A 14,347-nucleotide genomic window follows, 5' to 3' on the forward strand; every position below is an offset into this window, starting at 1 on the left:
GCCGCATGAATGGTCCAGAAAACACCCGTATTCGCCTCATACGCGTGCGGCCGATTGCTTGCGCGCGTTTGGACCTTTCCCGGTGCCGCCTAACGCGGTACCGCTCGCCCGCATTTTGCCAAGCACATTGGAGACTTTCATGGCCATCGAATGGACCGAAGAGCGCGTTGCGGCTCTCGAAACCCCGCAGATCAAGAACCTGCGCGAGAACGCCCTGAAGCGCGACGTCGCCGCTCTGGCCGAACTCTGCAGTGCTGAACTCGCCAAGCGCAATGCCGACAAGCCGCGCCGCATCGGCCAGCCGCGCTCGGAGGCCAAGCAATTCGAACACGACATGGCCGACCAGATCGCCGCCGTCGGCAAGACGCTGGCCGAGAAATACGATCTCTCGGAAGCGACCGCCAAGGCGAAGTCCGAAGGCGTGAAGGGCTTCAAGGCCCACAAGCTGCTCGATTCCAAGGGCTCCGCAAAACTCGGCGGCATGCAGCGTGACGGCTCGGTGGCCGTGGATCGCTACATCTCCTATCGCCGCGGCAAGGATATCGTCACGCTCAGCGTGTTCCTGCTCAAGGATCAGCCGCTCGAGAGCCACGAATTCCAGGTGATTGCGCCGCTGACCATGCTCGATGGCGGCAAGCCGGTGGCGGAAATCCGCCCGACCGCAACGCCGGCGCAGAAGCAGTCGGCCGATGGGGGCCTGTCCTTCAAGGATCTCGACAGCGCCGCTGCGGCATTCGATGCCGTGCTGGCGAAGATCGCTGCCTGATACCGCGCATGATCCCGAAAAGCGGCTTCCGGTTTTCGGATCAGATCATGCGCCAGTAAAACAGACGGGTTTACGGATTGAACGCGGCGCGCGATCATCGCGGGCCGCGTTTTTGTGTCCGGCGTTCATCACAACAAGAAGCAGGAGGAAACATCCATGTCCGCATCGGCCAAACGCGTCGTTCTCGCATCACGCCCCCATGGCGAACCCGGCCCGTCGAATTTCCGCATGGAGGACTTTGCCGTGCCGAAGCCGGGCGAGGGCGAAGTGCTGCTCCGCACGATCTGGCTATCGCTCGATCCCTATATGCGCGGGCGCATGAATGACGGTCCGTCCTACGCTGCACCGGTGCCGGTGGATGGGGTGATGGAAGGTGGCACCGTCTGCGAGGTGATCGCCTCGAACAATCCGGGCTTTGCTGCCGGCGATATCGTGCTGTCGCATTCGGGCTGGCAGACGCATGCCATTTCCGACGGCAAGGGCCTGCGCAAGATCGATCCGAAACTGGCGCCGATCTCCACCGCTGTCGGCATTCTCGGCATGCCGGGCATGACGGCTTACACGGGGCTTCTCGCCATCGGCGATCCGAAGCCGGGCGAGACGGTGGTGGTGGCTGCCGCCTCGGGCGCGGTGGGATCGGCGGTCGGCCAGATCGCGAAGATCAAGGGCGCCAAGGCGATCGGCATTGCCGGCGGCGCGGACAAGTGCCGCTATGTGGTGGAAGAACTCGGCTTCGACGCCTGCATCGATCACCGCGATCCCAATTTCGCAGCGAAGCTTAAGGACGCATGTCCCGATGGCATCGACGTGTATTTTGAGAATGTCGGCGGCGATGTGTTTGAGGCGGTGTTTCCGCTGCTCAACTTCTTCGCGCGTATTCCGGTCTGCGGCCTGATCGCGCAATATAACGACACGAGTTCGACGGCGCCGAAATGGGCGGGCGCGATGATGCGCAACGTGCTCACCAAGCGCCTGAACTTCCGTGGCTTCATCGTCCGCGATTTCGCCTCCATGCATGGCGATTTCCTGCGCGACATGGGCAGTGGGTGCGCGAGGGCAAGGTGAAGTATCGCGAATATGTCACCGAAGGACTGGACAGCGCACCGACCGCCTTCATGGGCCTGCTGAAGGGCCAGAATTTTGGCAAGCAGCTGGTGCGCGTCGGGCCGGACAAGGCATAGCGCGATCCTCCATCGTCGACCCCGGGCTTGTCCCGGGGATCCACGTCTGGACCCGAATGCGAGAAGACGTGGATGGCCGGGACAAGCCCGGCCATGACGAAACGAAGCGACATGGAACCCGACCGCATCCTCGCGGGTTCCAGTTCCCGGAAGCCGGCGCATCGCCGGCGGGCTGAAGGGAATGTCGATGTCTGTTCAAATGGTCCTGTTGCCGGTTTTCGTCCTGGTGGCGATTACGCTGGGCATGTTTTTCGTTACGGGCTTGCGCAGCGGCGGCGTCGGGCGCAATGACGCCCGCGAGCTGCCCAATACCGCGCCGCAGCTCGATCTCCTGTTTTACGCGCTGATTGCCCTCGGTCTGCCGCTGCGAAAAATCGATCTGGCGCTGGTCTGCCTGTCCTGGGTATTCGTGGTGGCTCGCTTCGTCGGCGCCGGTTTCTTCGCCGCCAACAGGGGATCGCAGGCCTGGATCGCCAGCGCGCTTGTATTGCTGGCCATGTGGTTCTACTTCGCGCTGCGGATGCTGCTCCTGCTGTGAGGCTTATGCCGGAGGGCTGGGGCGGCGCCGATTCTCTGGACTGAAAGATCGCCATGACACCCGCCGCCCGCCTGACTGCTGCCATCGAGGTCATCGATGCCATCGATACCCAGCGCATTCCCGCCGCCAAGGCGTTGAAGGAGTGGGGCACCGCGCATCGCTTCGCGGGCTCCGGCGATCGCGCCGGCATTGCGGGCCTCGTCTGGGACGTGCTACGCCGTCGCGCCTCCAGCGCCTGGGTGATGGAGGATGAGACGTCGCGTTCGCGCGTGCTCGGCATGCTCAAGCTGGAGCGCGGCATGGATGCCGAGGCGATCGCTGCCATGTGCGACGGCAGCCGCTTCGCACCGGCGCAGCTCAGCGATGCCGAGCGCAAGGCGCTGGAGACGCGGACTGCCGAAGGCGCACCGGCGCACATCGCCGGCGATTATCCCGAATGGCTCGATGCTCAGCTTGCCGATGTGTTCGGCGATGACCGCGTGGCCGAGGCCGTCGCCATGGCCAGCCGCGCGCCGCTCGATCTGCGCGTCAACACGTTGAAGAGCAAGCGCGAGAAGGCGCTGGCCTCGCTCAAGCATCTCGGTGCGACCGAGACGCCGTGGTCGCCGCTCGGCCTGCGCATCGCGCTCGGCGCCGACGCACGCAATCCCGGCGTTCACGCCGAGGAGGATTTCATCAAGGGCGGCATCGAGGTGCAGGACGAGGGCTCGCAGCTCGCGGCCCTGTTCTCGGGCGCCAAGCCCGGCGAGCAGGTGATCGATCTCTGCGCGGGTGCCGGCGGCAAGACGCTGGCGCTCGGCGCCATGATGCAGGGCAAGGGCCGTCTCATTGCAACTGACGCCGACAAGCGTCAGCTGGCGCCGATCCACGAACGCCTGTCGCGCGCGGGCATCCACAATGCCGATATCCGCACGCCGAAGGGCGACGAGGATCCGCTATCCGATATCCGCGCTTCCGCCGATCTGGTCCTGATCGATGCGCCCTGCACGGGCACCGGCACCTGGCGCCGCAATCCCGATGCCAAGTGGCGCATGCGCCCGGGCGCGCTGGAGGTCCGCATCAAGGACCAGCAGGAGGTGCTCGACCGCGCCGTGCAATTCGTGAAGCCGGGCGGCCGCATCGCCTATGTCACGTGCTCGGTGCTGCCGCAGGAAAACCGCGAACAGGTGAAGGGTTTTCTGGCCCGCCATTCCGGCTTCGCCGTCGCGCCGGCAGAGCAGGTGGTGTCGGCGCTGTGGGACAAGGCCGATGCTTTCGCCGCTGCGACGTATCAGTCGCCGGAGGGGCTGCTAATGACGCCGCGGAAGACGGGACGGACGGGTTTTTCGTGAGCGTGTTGAACCGCCAGAGCACCTAGCTCCACCGTCATCCTGAGGTGCCCGGCGTGGTCGCTGGGGCCTCGAAGGATGATGGCTCATAGATTGCGCCGCACCTTCGTCTCCGTTACTCTCCGCTCATTCTCTCGGACCCGGTGCAAATCCGGGTGGCTCTTCCGGCCGCCGACCCGCCGGACAACGCAAAATCCTGGCCTTTACATACGGACCCATCGCGGCCGTCAGCCTTTTTGCGCGCCTCACGCGTCTTTCACGCCTGAGACAAGAAAGTTCACACATCACCATGGATATGGTTCATCTGCGGAGCGAATGGGCTCCGAACATCACCCGTGAATTGCTCGCGGGCACCGTTGTCGCCCTCGCGCTCATTCCCGAAGCAATCGCCTTTTCGATCATCGCCGGCGTCGATCCCAAGCTCGGCCTCTATGCCTCCTTCTGTATCGCCGTCGTCACCGCCTTTGCCGGCGGGCGGCCGGCCATGATCTCGGCAGCGACCGGCGCCACCGCGCTGCTGATGGTCGGTCTCGTGAAAGAGCACGGCATCAACTACCTCTTTGCTGCCACCATCCTCACCGGCATCATCCAGATCATCGCCAGCCTGATGCGGCTCGGCACCTTGATGCGTTTCGTCTCACGCTCGGTGGTCACCGGCTTCGTCAATGCGCTGGCGATCCTGATTTTCATGGCGCAGATGCCCGAGCTGCTGGGCCGCGGCCCCACGGTCTATGCGATGACCGCCATCGGCCTCGCGATCATCTATGGCTTGCCATACATCACCAAAGCCGTGCCATCGCCGCTGGTGACCATCGTGCTGCTCACCGCAGCATCCATGTATTTCGGCTTCGGCATCCGCACTGTCGGCGACATGGGCGCGCTGCCCAATGAGCTGCCGTTCTTCGCGCTCCCGCAGGTGCCGTTCACGCTGGAGACGCTGTGGATCATCTTCCCGACATCCTTCGCCATCGCCATGGTCGGCCTGCTGGAAAGCCTGATGACCGCAGCGATCATCGACGAGATGACCGACACGACATCGGACAAGAACCGCGAATGTGCCGGGCAGGGCGCGGCGAACATCACCTCGGGCTTTCTCGGCGGCATGGCCGGCTGCGCGATGATCGGCCAGTCGGTGATCAACGTCTCTTCCGGCGGCCGCGGACGGCTCTCGACGCTATGGGCCGGCGCATTCCTGCTGTTCCTGATCGTCGTGCTCGGGCCTTACGTGGCGCAGATCCCGATGGCGGCGCTGGTTGCCGTCATGATCATGGTCTCGATCAATACGTTTCAATGGAAATCCGTCCGCACCCTGCTGACCCATCCGAAATCATCCAGCGTGGTGATGCTCGGCACCGTCGTGGTCGTGGTGGCCACCCATGATCTCGCCAAGGGCGTGCTGTTCGGCGTCATCCTCAGCGGACTGTTCTTCGCCCACAAGGTGACAAAACTGTTCGGCGTCACGTCCGTGCGCGCGGAGGGGGCGTTGGTGCGCATCTATACCGTCACCGGCCAGATCTTCTTCGCCACGGCCGAGGCGTTCCACACCGCGTTCGATTTCCGCGAGGAGGACCTTGAAGGCGTCGTGATCGACCTCTCGGCGGCGCATTTCTGGGACATCACCAGCGTCAATGCGCTGGACCGCGTGGTTCTCAAGTTCCGCCATCACGGGATTCCGGTCGAGGTGATCGGCATGAACGAGGCCACCAGGACGCTGGTGGAAAGACTGGGCACCCATGACAAGGCCGGGGCGGCGCTGGGCGGGGCCGGGCACTAGGCCAAAACACCCAAACTCCCCGTCATCCTGAGGTGCCCGGCCTATTCGCCGGGCCTCTAAGGATGCTGGCTTGGCTACACAGTTTCCCGCCGCCGTCCTTCGAGGCCGGCGCTACGCGCCGGCACCTCAGGATGACGGCTCTCACTATCCTGCATGGGGATTCAGACCTTGAACCCTTGCGAACCAGCCTTTCGTCGCGTAATTCCTCGCTATGACAGCCCCCAGCACATCCCAGCTTCCGTCCTCGGCCCACTCCGCCCATGTGGGTGCCGAGCATGACAAGATTCTGATCGTCGATTTCGGCTCCCAGGTGACGCAGCTGATTGCGCGCCGGGTGCGCGAGGACGGCGTCTATTCCGAGATCGTCCCGTTCAACAAGGCGGAGGCCGCCTTTGCCGAGATGAAGCCGAAAGCCGTGATCCTGTCCGGCGGCCCGGCTTCGGTGCTCGACAAGGACGCGCCCGCGGTTCCGCTGTCGATCCTCACCGCCGGCGTGCCGGTGCTGGGCATCTGCTACGGCGAGCAGACCATGGCGCAGCAGCTCGGCGGCACCGTCGAGGGCGGGCATCACCGCGAATTCGGCCGCGCCACCATCGAGATCACCGACGACTGCCCGCTGTTCGAAGGCGTGTGGGAGAAGGGCGGCAAATACGACGTCTGGATGAGCCATGGCGACCGCGTCACCAAGCTGCCGGAAGGTTTTCGCGGCGTGGCGAAAGCGCCGGGCTCACCGATCTCGGTGATCGCCGACGACGTCCGCAAGTTCTACGCGATGCAGTTCCATCCGGAAGTCGCGCATACGCCGGATGGTGCCAAGATCATCCGTAACTTCGTGCGCAAGGTGGCCGGCTTCACCGGCGACTGGACCATGCGCGCCTTCCGCGAGGAAGCGATCGAGAAGATCCGCGCCCAGGTCGGCAAGGGCAGGGTGATCTGCGGCCTGTCCGGCGGCGTCGATAGCGCTGTCGCGGCCGTGCTGATCCATGAAGCGATCGGTGATCAGCTCACTTGCGTGTTCGTCGATCACGGCATGCTGCGCAAGGACGAGGGCAAGACCGTCGTGGATCTGTTCCGCGGCCACTACAATATCCCGCTCGTGCATGTGGATGCGTCAAAACAGTTCCTCGGCGAGCTCGAAGGCGTCACCGATCCCGAAGTGAAGCGCAAGACCATCGGCCGCCTGTTCATCGACGTGTTCGATGCCGAGGCCAAGAAGATCGGCGGCGCGGATTTCCTCGCGCAGGGCACGCTGTATCCCGACGTGATCGAGAGCGTCTCCTTCACCGGCGGCCCGTCGGTGACCATCAAGTCGCATCACAATGTGGGCGGCTTGCCCGCGCGCATGAACATGAAGCTGGTGGAGCCGCTGCGTGAACTCTTCAAGGACGAAGTGCGCGACCTCGGCCGCGAACTCGGTCTGCCCGACATCTTTGTCGGCCGCCATCCGTTCCCGGGCCCCGGCCTCGCCATCCGCTGCCCCGGCGAGATCACCCGCGAAAAACTCGACATCCTGCGCGAAGCCGATGCCGTCTATATCGACCAGATCCGCAAGGCTGGTCTCTACGACACCATCTGGCAGGCCTTTGCCGTACTGCTGCCCGTGAAGACCGTCGGCGTCATGGGCGACGGCCGCACCTACGAATACGTCGTCGGCCTCCGCGCCGTGACGTCAACGGACGGCATGACCGCGGACTTCTATGCCTTCGACATGAAGTTTTTGGGCGAGACGGCGACGCGCATCATTAACGAGGTGAAGGGCGTGAACCGCGTGGTGTATGACATCACGAGCAAGCCGCCGGGGACGATTGAGTGGGAGTAGTGCGGTAATCGGTTTTCATAGGCGGCAGTAAATCTGCCGCCTATGGTCGTTTCCCGTCAGAGAAAACTGGCCTGAAAGCTAGTCGCCATCAATGACACGTGGGCTTGTAACGGCGGTGCCAATTCGAAGGCTCTTGGCTCCCGTCTGAAATTCCACAATCGCACAAGCCGCCAGTCTTTTCGAGCCTCGGCGACCGCTAGCTCGTTTCGCGTGATGTGAAAGGGAGTGCGATCCCATCCATTGGTCGTCTTCACCTCAAGCAAGCGGTCATCGCCGTTAGTCTCGAAACTTTGAATATCGTATCCGGCGCCATCACCATCGAGATGTGAGACCCAACGGATGCGCTCGGCTAAATCTGTTCGGCCTGCGTTTCTTAGAGTTGCGTGCTCATGGGCTAGGATGCGCTCTTCACCCGCACGGCCAAGCGCCCGATTGCGGGCGTCGCGTTCGGCTACGTCAAACTTTCGGGCAATCGCGCTCATCTGCTCAAGTTCATCGGGAGGAGGCATGTTGCTCTGCGTCGGTGGTGGGCCGATCCACAGCATTGCTTTTTCCCCAAATTCAAGCGGCAAAGCGCCTGTTCCTATTTGCGACGCTGGAGTTGACCAACCAGGATGAAGATCGAGCCAGCGCACTACCGCATCAACGAGCGACGCCTGGAAGTTAAAAGCGGGCTTGTAGCCCGGGATCCAATCCTCGCCGAGGCCTTTTAGTACCGCACTGATGTTTTGATGCTTGTACTCTATGGATCCGCGGGGACGGTTGATCGCCGCCTGCAAAAGGCGATTATGCTCGGCTTTGCTGTAGAGTTGACCTGCGATGTCATGAGCGAGCATCGCAAAGTAATCTGCGACGATCACATCGTTTTGCGTGTCGGTCCAATTACCGGCCATTGGTTGCCTGGTCGCGTGCGATGCGGTCAGTTATAGTTTGGATCATGCGAGCAACTTCGTCATCACACCCAGCACCGGCCCGGCCACAGCCAATCGCTGATCCAGTGTCTGCACGGTTGCCCCATACTCCGCGGCGACGGCGAGATGCAGCGCATCGCCAGCGCGCAGTCCGAGCGCGTGTTGATCGACAAACCTTGCCGCGGTCCGGAAGTGTGAGCCCGTTACAGGCAGTACCGTAAAACTATCGGCCACCAGTCTGCTGAACATCGCCAGCGCCGCGGCGCGCTGCTGGGGATTGATCTGCGCGCTTCGCAGCTTCAAGGCAAAAGCCGAGGACATCTCGGTGATGGTCCAGTCGCTGATCAGAAGTTGCGTGGGATCCTGTTCGGCCAACCAGTGCTGGACACGCGGTGTCATCGCCTCGTTGGAGAGCGCCGCGACGATCAGCGACGTGTCCAGATACAGCATCAGAAGCGGTCGCCGTCGCGCATCGATCGAACCAGATCGGCGGCGTTCTCCGTCTGCGGCGGCATGTTTGCTGTCAGGGACTGGAGCAGGGCGGCATCGATCGCCTTGCGCGGTGTCGCGACGGTCGTGAGCCGGGCGACCGGCTTCCCGCGGCGGGTGATCTCGATGGAATCGCCGGCCTCAACCCGATCGACTAGCTCGCTCAGATGGGCTTTTGCATCCGCCAGATTGATCGCGTTCACGTCGCTCTCCTGACCATCTACATGGTCATTTAGCACGGGTCGAGGAATGATTCCAGTGTCGGCAACCAGAGCGTCCGGACCGCCCGCCTGGGACCCGATTCCGCATGCTACGCGGCACCGTCCTGCGCCTCGCCAGCCGGTGCCTGTGGCATCACCATCCACACCGTTGAATCCTGTTTCTAAAGGACTATTTTTACTGCATTGCAGTATCTTGTCAGTCGGTCGCGATTGACGTACTCGATGCCCGATACGCCTTTAGACCCGTTTTAACAAAAATGGTTGGTGGCGCTGCGTTTACAGCGTCAACCGCCTCATGACGTTGGGATGACGATGAGCCTTTATTCCGATTACCTCGCTGAGATCGAAAGCAGAAAAGCTCAGGGCCTCGCTCCCAAACCGATCGATGATGGCGCGCTGACCGCCGAAATCACCGCCTTGATTGCCGATGCCGGCAATGCAGAGCGCGCGGATGCGCTGAAATTCTTCATCTACAACACGCTGCCGGGCACCACGAGCGCAGCCGGCGTGAAAGCCGGGTTCCTCAAGCAGATCATTTTGGGCGCCACCAAGGTCGCGGAAATCACGCCGGATTTCGCGCTCGAACTGCTGTCGCACATGAAGGGCGGCCCCTCGATCAAGGTGCTGCTCGACGTTGCACTCGGCGATGACGCCGCTTTGGCCGTCAAGGCCGGCGAGGTCCTCAAGACCCAGGTGTTCCTCTACGACGCCGACATGTTCCGGCTGCGCGATGCCTTCAAGGCCGGCAATGCCGTCGCCAAGAGCGTGCTCGAAAGCTACGCCAAGGCCGAGTTCTTCACCAACCTTCCGGATGTCGCCGACGAGATCGAGGTCGTCACTTACATCGCTGCTGAAGGCGATATCTCGACGGACCTGCTGTCGCCCGGCAACCAGGCGCATTCGCGCTCGGACCGCGAACTGCACGGCCAGTGCATGATGACACCCGCCGCGCAGCAGGAAATCGTGGCGCTGCAGAAGCAGCACCCGGACAAGCGCGTGATGATGATCGCCGAGAAGGGCACGATGGGCGTCGGCTCGTCGCGCATGTCCGGCGTCAACAACGTGGCGCTGTGGACCGGCAAGCAGGCCAGCCGCTATGTGCCCTTCGTCAATTTCGCGCCCATCGTCGCCGGCACCAACGGCATTTCGCCGATCTTCGCGACCACGGTGGACGTGACTGGCGGCATCGGTGTCAATCTCAAGAACTGGGTCAAGAAGCTCGGTGATGACGGTAAGCCGCTGCTCAACAACGAAGGCAACCCGATCCTCGAGCAGAAATATTCGGTGGCGACCGGCACCGTGCTGAAGCTCGACGCCAAGGGCAAGAAGCTGCGCGACGAAGCCGGCAACGAGCTGGTGGACGTCGCCGCCGCCTTCACGCCGCAGAAGATGGAGTTCATGAAGGCGGGCTCGTCCTATGCCATCGTTTTCGGCAAGAAGCTGCAGACCTTTGCGGCCGAGACGCTTGGCGTCGAAGCCACGCCGGTGTTCGCGCCGAACAAGGAAATCACCGTCGAGGGCCAGGGCCTGACCGCGGTGGAAAAGATCTTCAACCGCAACGCCGTCGGCGTGACGCCGGGCAAGGTGCTGCATGCCGGCTCCGACGTGCGCGTGAAGGTGAACATCGTCGGCTCGCAGGACACCACCGGCCTCATGACCGCCCAGGAGCTGGAAGCGATGGCGGCCACCGTCATCTCGCCGCTCGTGGACGGCGCCTATCAGTCGGGCTGCCACACCGCTTCGGTGTGGGACAAGAAGGCCCAGGTGAACATTCCGAAGCTCATGAGCTTCATGAACAATTTTGGCGTGATCACCGCGCGCGATCCGAAAGGCAGCTATCATGCGATGACCGACGTCATTCACAAGGTGCTGAACGACATCACCGTGGACGATTGGGCCATCATCATCGGCGGCGACAGCCACACCCGCATGTCCAAGGGCGTCGCCTTCGGTGCGGATTCCGGCACCGTGGCGCTGGCGCTGGCGACCGGCGAGGCGACCATGCCGATCCCGCAATCGGTCAAGGTCACCTTCAAGGGCAGCATGAAGCCCTATATGGATTTCCGCGACGTCGTTCACGCGACCCAGGCGCAGATGCTCGCGCAATGCGGCGACAACGTCTTCCAGGGCCGCATCATCGAAGTGCATATCGGCACGCTGCTGGCTGACCAGGCCTTCACCTTTACCGACTGGACGGCCGAGATGAAGGCCAAGGCGTCGATCTGCATCTCGCAGGATGCAACGCTGATCGAGTCGCTGGAGATCGCCAAGTCGCGCATCCAGATCATGATCGACAAGGGCATGGACAATCCCGCCCAGACTCTGAAGGGCCTGATCGCCAAGGCCGATGCGCGCATCGCCGAGATCCGCTCGGGCGAGAAGCCCGCGCTGACGCCGGATGCCAATGCGAAGTATTTTGCCGAAGTCGTCGTCGATCTCGACATCATCGACGAGCCGATGATCGCCGACCCCGACGTCAACAATGCCGACGTGTCGCGTCGCTACACCCACGACACGATCCGTCCGGTCTCCTATTACGGCGGCACCAAAAAGGTCGATCTCGGCTTCGTCGGCTCCTGCATGGTGCATAAGGGCGACATCAAGATCGTCGCCCAGATGCTGAAGAACCTGGAAAAGGCCGAAGGCAAGGTCGAGTTCAAGGCGCCGCTGGTCGTCGCCGCGCCGACCTACAACATCATCGACGAGCTGAAGGCCGAAGGGGATTGGGAAATCCTGCAGAAGTATTCGGGCTTCGAATTCGATGACGTGAAGCCGAAGACTGCCAACCGCACCGAATACGAAAACATCCTGTATCTCGAGCGCCCGGGCTGCAACCTGTGCATGGGCAACCAGGAAAAGGCGGAGAAGGGCGATACGGTTCTCGCCACCTCGACCCGCCTGTTCCAGGGCCGCGTGGTGGAAGACACCGCCGAGAAGAAGGGTGAATCGCTGCTCGCCTCGACCCCGCTGGTGGTGCTGTCGGCGATCCTTGGCCGCACGCCGAGCGCTGACGAATACAAGGCCGCGGTCGAAGGCATTGAATTGACAAAGTTCGCCCCGCCGAAGTCCGGTGCCATGGGCGCGTCGGTTCATTACTAAGGGCGAGACTATAGACTGTTAAAAACGGCGCGGCAGGCGAACTGCCGCGCCGTTTTCTTTTGTGAGGACCAGCTTCGAAAGGAGCAAGTCGAAGCCGCTTTTCGGATTGCTATGACGAGAGGGCCAGTGCCCACCGCTCTGCTTTAACTCGATGACGCTTGATCGTGATATGCGTCCATTATCGCCTTGTGAAGAGCCATGACTCTTGTGTCTCCCCCTTTCAGCCCGGCAGTGAACAATCCCCACTCGTCTGCCGTTCGAGTTTGAAGCGCACTCAAAAGGCGATCAGGGTCGAAGTCAGTTGCTGGACGGGAGATAATGCGAACGAGACCGCCGAATATTGCCCCACCGTGCGACATCTTCTGGCCAGGAAATGCTTCTGCCATGTTAGTGAGGGCAGCGGAGGTTATTGCAGGTCCAAATCTGCGGATTGCCCTAGAGATGGATGAGGTAAAGGCAAGTTCACCCGGTTGCCATGCTGTCGATGACGTATTGCGGGCAATGCTTAGACCTGCATCAAGAACCAATTGCTGCATTTCAAGCGCGTCTTCGTCTGCGGCGGCCACAGCGGCATAGTAGTCATCCAGACGATTTATTGGCTTTCGTGCGCGGTTCGCCAAAATGAACATGCGCGCTTCTTCTTCTCTGCTGTCATATCTGAAGATGCAGCAAGGAAGTTGAGGGATGTCGTCCCGCTCGCAAGCGGCCATCCATCGGTGTTGTCCGTCGATAATCGTAAGAGTGTCGTCGGTGCGACGGGCTACAACGAGTGGAGCGCATAGCCGCCAGTCGAACTTGGTGGATATGCTTGTGATCAATCTGCGCGAAGCGGCATTGTTAGTTGATCGCTGGTAGGCATTGTCAACAGACAGGCGATGTAAATGTATCCATTCGATCGATGGCTGCGATCCTACGGGCGGCTCAAATCGCTGACGGCGTTGGGATACGTTGCCGTTGACTGTTTTTGCTTTACTTTTATTGCTTCTCGCGCCTCCAAATTGGTGTACCTTTCCGGGGCCGATAGTCATAAGCGCTGGCTCGGCGCTCAGCTTCAAAGCCTCAATAAACTCGACTGCTTCCTCGATCGTGCGAACCCAAACGTTTTGATTTCTTTCGATGATCACGTTGCCCGGATGAACACGAGCCTTGCCCAATTCAGTTTCGATTGAGAATGTTCCGTTTGTCTGGATGCCGCCGGCCATGTGCTGTGGCACCCAATCGGGCATCGGGAGGCTGCCATGTGTCCAAGCGCGGATATCGCTACCCTCTGAATTTACTGAATAACGCTGATCTGTCGTCATCGCTTATCCATCCGTTGTCGGCCGCAGAATTGCGGTCGCGTGGTGACGATGACGATGAGAGGAGACCGCTCAATGAAGGTTTGGCGACTTCCAAGAGACGGGATCCTGATCCTATATATCTGGGCATTCGTTTTATGAAATGCGGTGATGTGATATCTTGCTTCCGTTTTACCATGAGGTTCACATGGCGTCACGACCTGCGAATCTGACGACCCTTGTCTCTACGAAAGGGCAGGTCATCCTGCCCAAGGCCATTCGCGATCAGCGAAATTGGCCGGTGGGTACGCGTCTCACGGTCGAGGAGACGCCCGAAGGCGTATTGCTCAAGGCTGCGCCACTGTTTCCTGCGACCACGATCGACGAAGTGGTTGGTATTCTTCGTTACAAAGGCAAGCCTTTGTCGCTCGAAGAAATGGATGCTGCTTTAAGTGCGGAAGCGAAACGTCGTGCGCGCCGTTGATACGAACGTCGTCGTCCGGCTTATCGTGGCCGATGACAAGCAGCAGACAAAGAAGGCACGATCTGCGTTCGAGGCAGGCGATGTTTTCATATCCCTGACTGTGTTGATGGAGACTGAATGGGTGCTGCGTAGCGCCTATGGTTATGCACCGAACAAATCGTTGTCGCCTTAAAGGCGCTCGCCGGGCTTACAGGCGTAACCGCAGAGCAGCCCGGACTTTTTGCGTTGGCATTGGATTGGACGGAGAAGGGAATGGAGTTGGCCAATGCCATCCATCTCGCCAAAGCGAATTCATGCACTGCATTTCTGAGCTTCGATCGCAAACTGGCGAAGCTGGCTGTGGGACGATCAACGGTCCCTGTCGAGCTGCTCTGAGCGAGATACGCCCGGTTATGCAGCGGATGAATGCCGCTACTCCTCCGCGCGGGATGTCCTGAGCGGTCTCTCCTGATACGCTTCG

12 protein-coding genes, 2 pseudogenes and 1 other annotated feature are annotated in these 14,347 nt (G+C 61.4%); of the genes and pseudogenes, 10 read left to right on the plus strand and 4 right to left on the minus strand.

The window, feature by feature from the left end:
* Positions 1 to 139 precede the first annotated feature (139 nt).
* The 6 genes and pseudogenes from RPMA_RS12895 (at position 140) to guaA (ending at position 7,406) form a co-directional block, all read left to right on the plus strand.
* Complete coding sequence (locus RPMA_RS12895) at positions 140 to 766, plus strand: hypothetical protein (RefSeq protein WP_211913170.1); 627 nt, start codon at positions 140 to 142, stop codon at positions 764 to 766.
* 156 nt (positions 767 to 922) lie between these two features.
* Positions 923 to 1,947: pseudogene (locus RPMA_RS12900) on the plus strand (NADP-dependent oxidoreductase).
* Between the two features lie 187 nt (positions 1,948 to 2,134).
* Positions 2,135 to 2,485: a hypothetical protein gene (locus RPMA_RS12905; RefSeq protein ID WP_211913171.1), complete on the plus strand. Its 351-nt coding sequence runs from the start codon at positions 2,135 to 2,137 to the stop codon at positions 2,483 to 2,485.
* A 53-nt stretch (positions 2,486 to 2,538) separates the two neighbouring features.
* Positions 2,539 to 3,842: pseudogene (locus tag RPMA_RS12910) on the plus strand (RsmB/NOP family class I SAM-dependent RNA methyltransferase).
* A 104-nt stretch (positions 3,843 to 3,946) separates the two neighbouring features.
* Positions 3,947 to 4,002 (plus strand) — a sequence feature (sul1 is cis-regulatory element that is thought to sense ions involved in sulfur or methionine metabolism; They are found in Alphaproteobacteria).
* A 100-nt stretch (positions 4,003 to 4,102) separates the two neighbouring features.
* Positions 4,103 to 5,587: a SulP family inorganic anion transporter gene (locus tag RPMA_RS12915; RefSeq protein WP_211913172.1), complete on the plus strand. Its 1,485-nt coding sequence runs from the start codon at positions 4,103 to 4,105 to the stop codon at positions 5,585 to 5,587.
* Between the two features lie 211 nt (positions 5,588 to 5,798).
* Positions 5,799 to 7,406 carry a glutamine-hydrolyzing GMP synthase gene (guaA, locus tag RPMA_RS12920; protein WP_211913173.1) on the plus strand — a complete coding sequence of 536 codons (1,608 nt, stop codon included), beginning with the start codon at positions 5,799 to 5,801 and terminating at the stop codon, positions 7,404 to 7,406.
* Between the two features lie 56 nt (positions 7,407 to 7,462).
* Here the strand turns inward: guaA and RPMA_RS12925 are convergent, their stop codons facing one another.
* The 3 genes from RPMA_RS12925 to RPMA_RS12935 are packed head-to-tail and all read right to left on the minus strand — an operon-like array spanning position 7,463 to position 9,009.
* Positions 7,463 to 8,299 (minus strand): DUF3883 domain-containing protein, encoded by an 837-nt coding sequence (locus RPMA_RS12925; RefSeq protein WP_211913174.1) that lies wholly within the window; start codon positions 8,297 to 8,299, stop codon positions 7,463 to 7,465.
* Between the two features lie 42 nt (positions 8,300 to 8,341).
* Positions 8,342 to 8,767 (minus strand): type II toxin-antitoxin system VapC family toxin, encoded by a 426-nt coding sequence (locus RPMA_RS12930; RefSeq protein WP_211913175.1) that lies wholly within the window; start codon positions 8,765 to 8,767, stop codon positions 8,342 to 8,344.
* Entirely contained in the window at positions 8,767 to 9,009 is a 243-nt protein-coding gene (locus RPMA_RS12935; protein WP_211913176.1) for a type II toxin-antitoxin system Phd/YefM family antitoxin, read from the minus strand. The genes RPMA_RS12930 and RPMA_RS12935 overlap by 1 nt, the downstream gene beginning before the upstream one ends.
* 330 nt (positions 9,010 to 9,339) lie before the next feature.
* Between RPMA_RS12935 and RPMA_RS12940 the strand changes: the two genes are divergently transcribed.
* On the plus strand, positions 9,340 to 12,126 hold the full coding sequence (locus tag RPMA_RS12940) for a bifunctional aconitate hydratase 2/2-methylisocitrate dehydratase (RefSeq protein ID WP_211913636.1): 2,787 nt from the start codon (positions 9,340 to 9,342) through the stop codon (positions 12,124 to 12,126).
* 143 nt (positions 12,127 to 12,269) lie between these two features.
* Here RPMA_RS12940 and RPMA_RS12945 read toward each other — a convergent pair whose 3' ends face one another.
* Positions 12,270 to 13,427 (minus strand): DUF6551 family protein, encoded by a 1,158-nt coding sequence (locus RPMA_RS12945; RefSeq protein ID WP_211913177.1) that lies wholly within the window; start codon positions 13,425 to 13,427, stop codon positions 12,270 to 12,272.
* A gap of 184 nt (positions 13,428 to 13,611) precedes the next feature.
* On the opposite strand from RPMA_RS12945, the gene RPMA_RS12950 reads away from it, so the two are divergent.
* The 3 genes from RPMA_RS12950 to RPMA_RS28255 all read left to right on the plus strand — a co-directional run bounded on the left by RPMA_RS12950 (position 13,612) and on the right by RPMA_RS28255 (position 14,262).
* Positions 13,612 to 13,887, plus strand: coding sequence for an AbrB/MazE/SpoVT family DNA-binding domain-containing protein (locus RPMA_RS12950; protein WP_211913178.1), 276 nt, complete (start codon positions 13,612 to 13,614; stop codon positions 13,885 to 13,887).
* Positions 13,888 to 13,912: 25 nt separating this feature from the next.
* Entirely contained in the window at positions 13,913 to 14,059 is a 147-nt protein-coding gene (locus tag RPMA_RS28560) for a PIN domain-containing protein (RefSeq protein ID WP_408056549.1), read from the plus strand.
* Between the two features lie 80 nt (positions 14,060 to 14,139).
* Complete coding sequence (locus RPMA_RS28255; RefSeq protein ID WP_256438245.1) at positions 14,140 to 14,262, plus strand: PIN domain-containing protein; 123 nt, start codon at positions 14,140 to 14,142, stop codon at positions 14,260 to 14,262.
* Positions 14,263 to 14,347 lie beyond the last annotated feature (85 nt).

This window comes from Tardiphaga alba, from assembly GCF_018279705.1.
Lineage (GTDB): Bacteria > Pseudomonadota > Alphaproteobacteria > Rhizobiales > Xanthobacteraceae > Tardiphaga > Tardiphaga alba.

Coding starts and splice junctions, on each gene's coding strand:
- RPMA_RS12895 (WP_211913170.1), top strand. CDS start 140: ATGGCCATCGAATGGACCGAAGAGCGCGTTGCGGCTCTCGAAACCCCG.
- RPMA_RS12905 (WP_211913171.1), top strand. CDS start 2,135: ATGTCTGTTCAAATGGTCCTGTTGCCGGTTTTCGTCCTGGTGGCGATT.
- RPMA_RS12915 (WP_211913172.1), top strand. CDS start 4,103: ATGGATATGGTTCATCTGCGGAGCGAATGGGCTCCGAACATCACCCGT.
- guaA (WP_211913173.1), top strand. CDS start 5,799: ATGACAGCCCCCAGCACATCCCAGCTTCCGTCCTCGGCCCACTCCGCC.
- RPMA_RS12925 (WP_211913174.1), bottom strand. CDS start 8,299: ATGGCCGGTAATTGGACCGACACGCAAAACGATGTGATCGTCGCAGAT.
- RPMA_RS12930 (WP_211913175.1), bottom strand. CDS start 8,767: ATGCTGTATCTGGACACGTCGCTGATCGTCGCGGCGCTCTCCAACGAG.
- RPMA_RS12940 (WP_211913636.1), top strand. CDS start 9,340: ATGAGCCTTTATTCCGATTACCTCGCTGAGATCGAAAGCAGAAAAGCT.
- RPMA_RS12945 (WP_211913177.1), bottom strand. CDS start 13,427: ATGACGACAGATCAGCGTTATTCAGTAAATTCAGAGGGTAGCGATATC.
- RPMA_RS12950 (WP_211913178.1), top strand. CDS start 13,612: ATGGCGTCACGACCTGCGAATCTGACGACCCTTGTCTCTACGAAAGGG.
- RPMA_RS28255 (WP_256438245.1), top strand. CDS start 14,140: ATGGAGTTGGCCAATGCCATCCATCTCGCCAAAGCGAATTCATGCACT.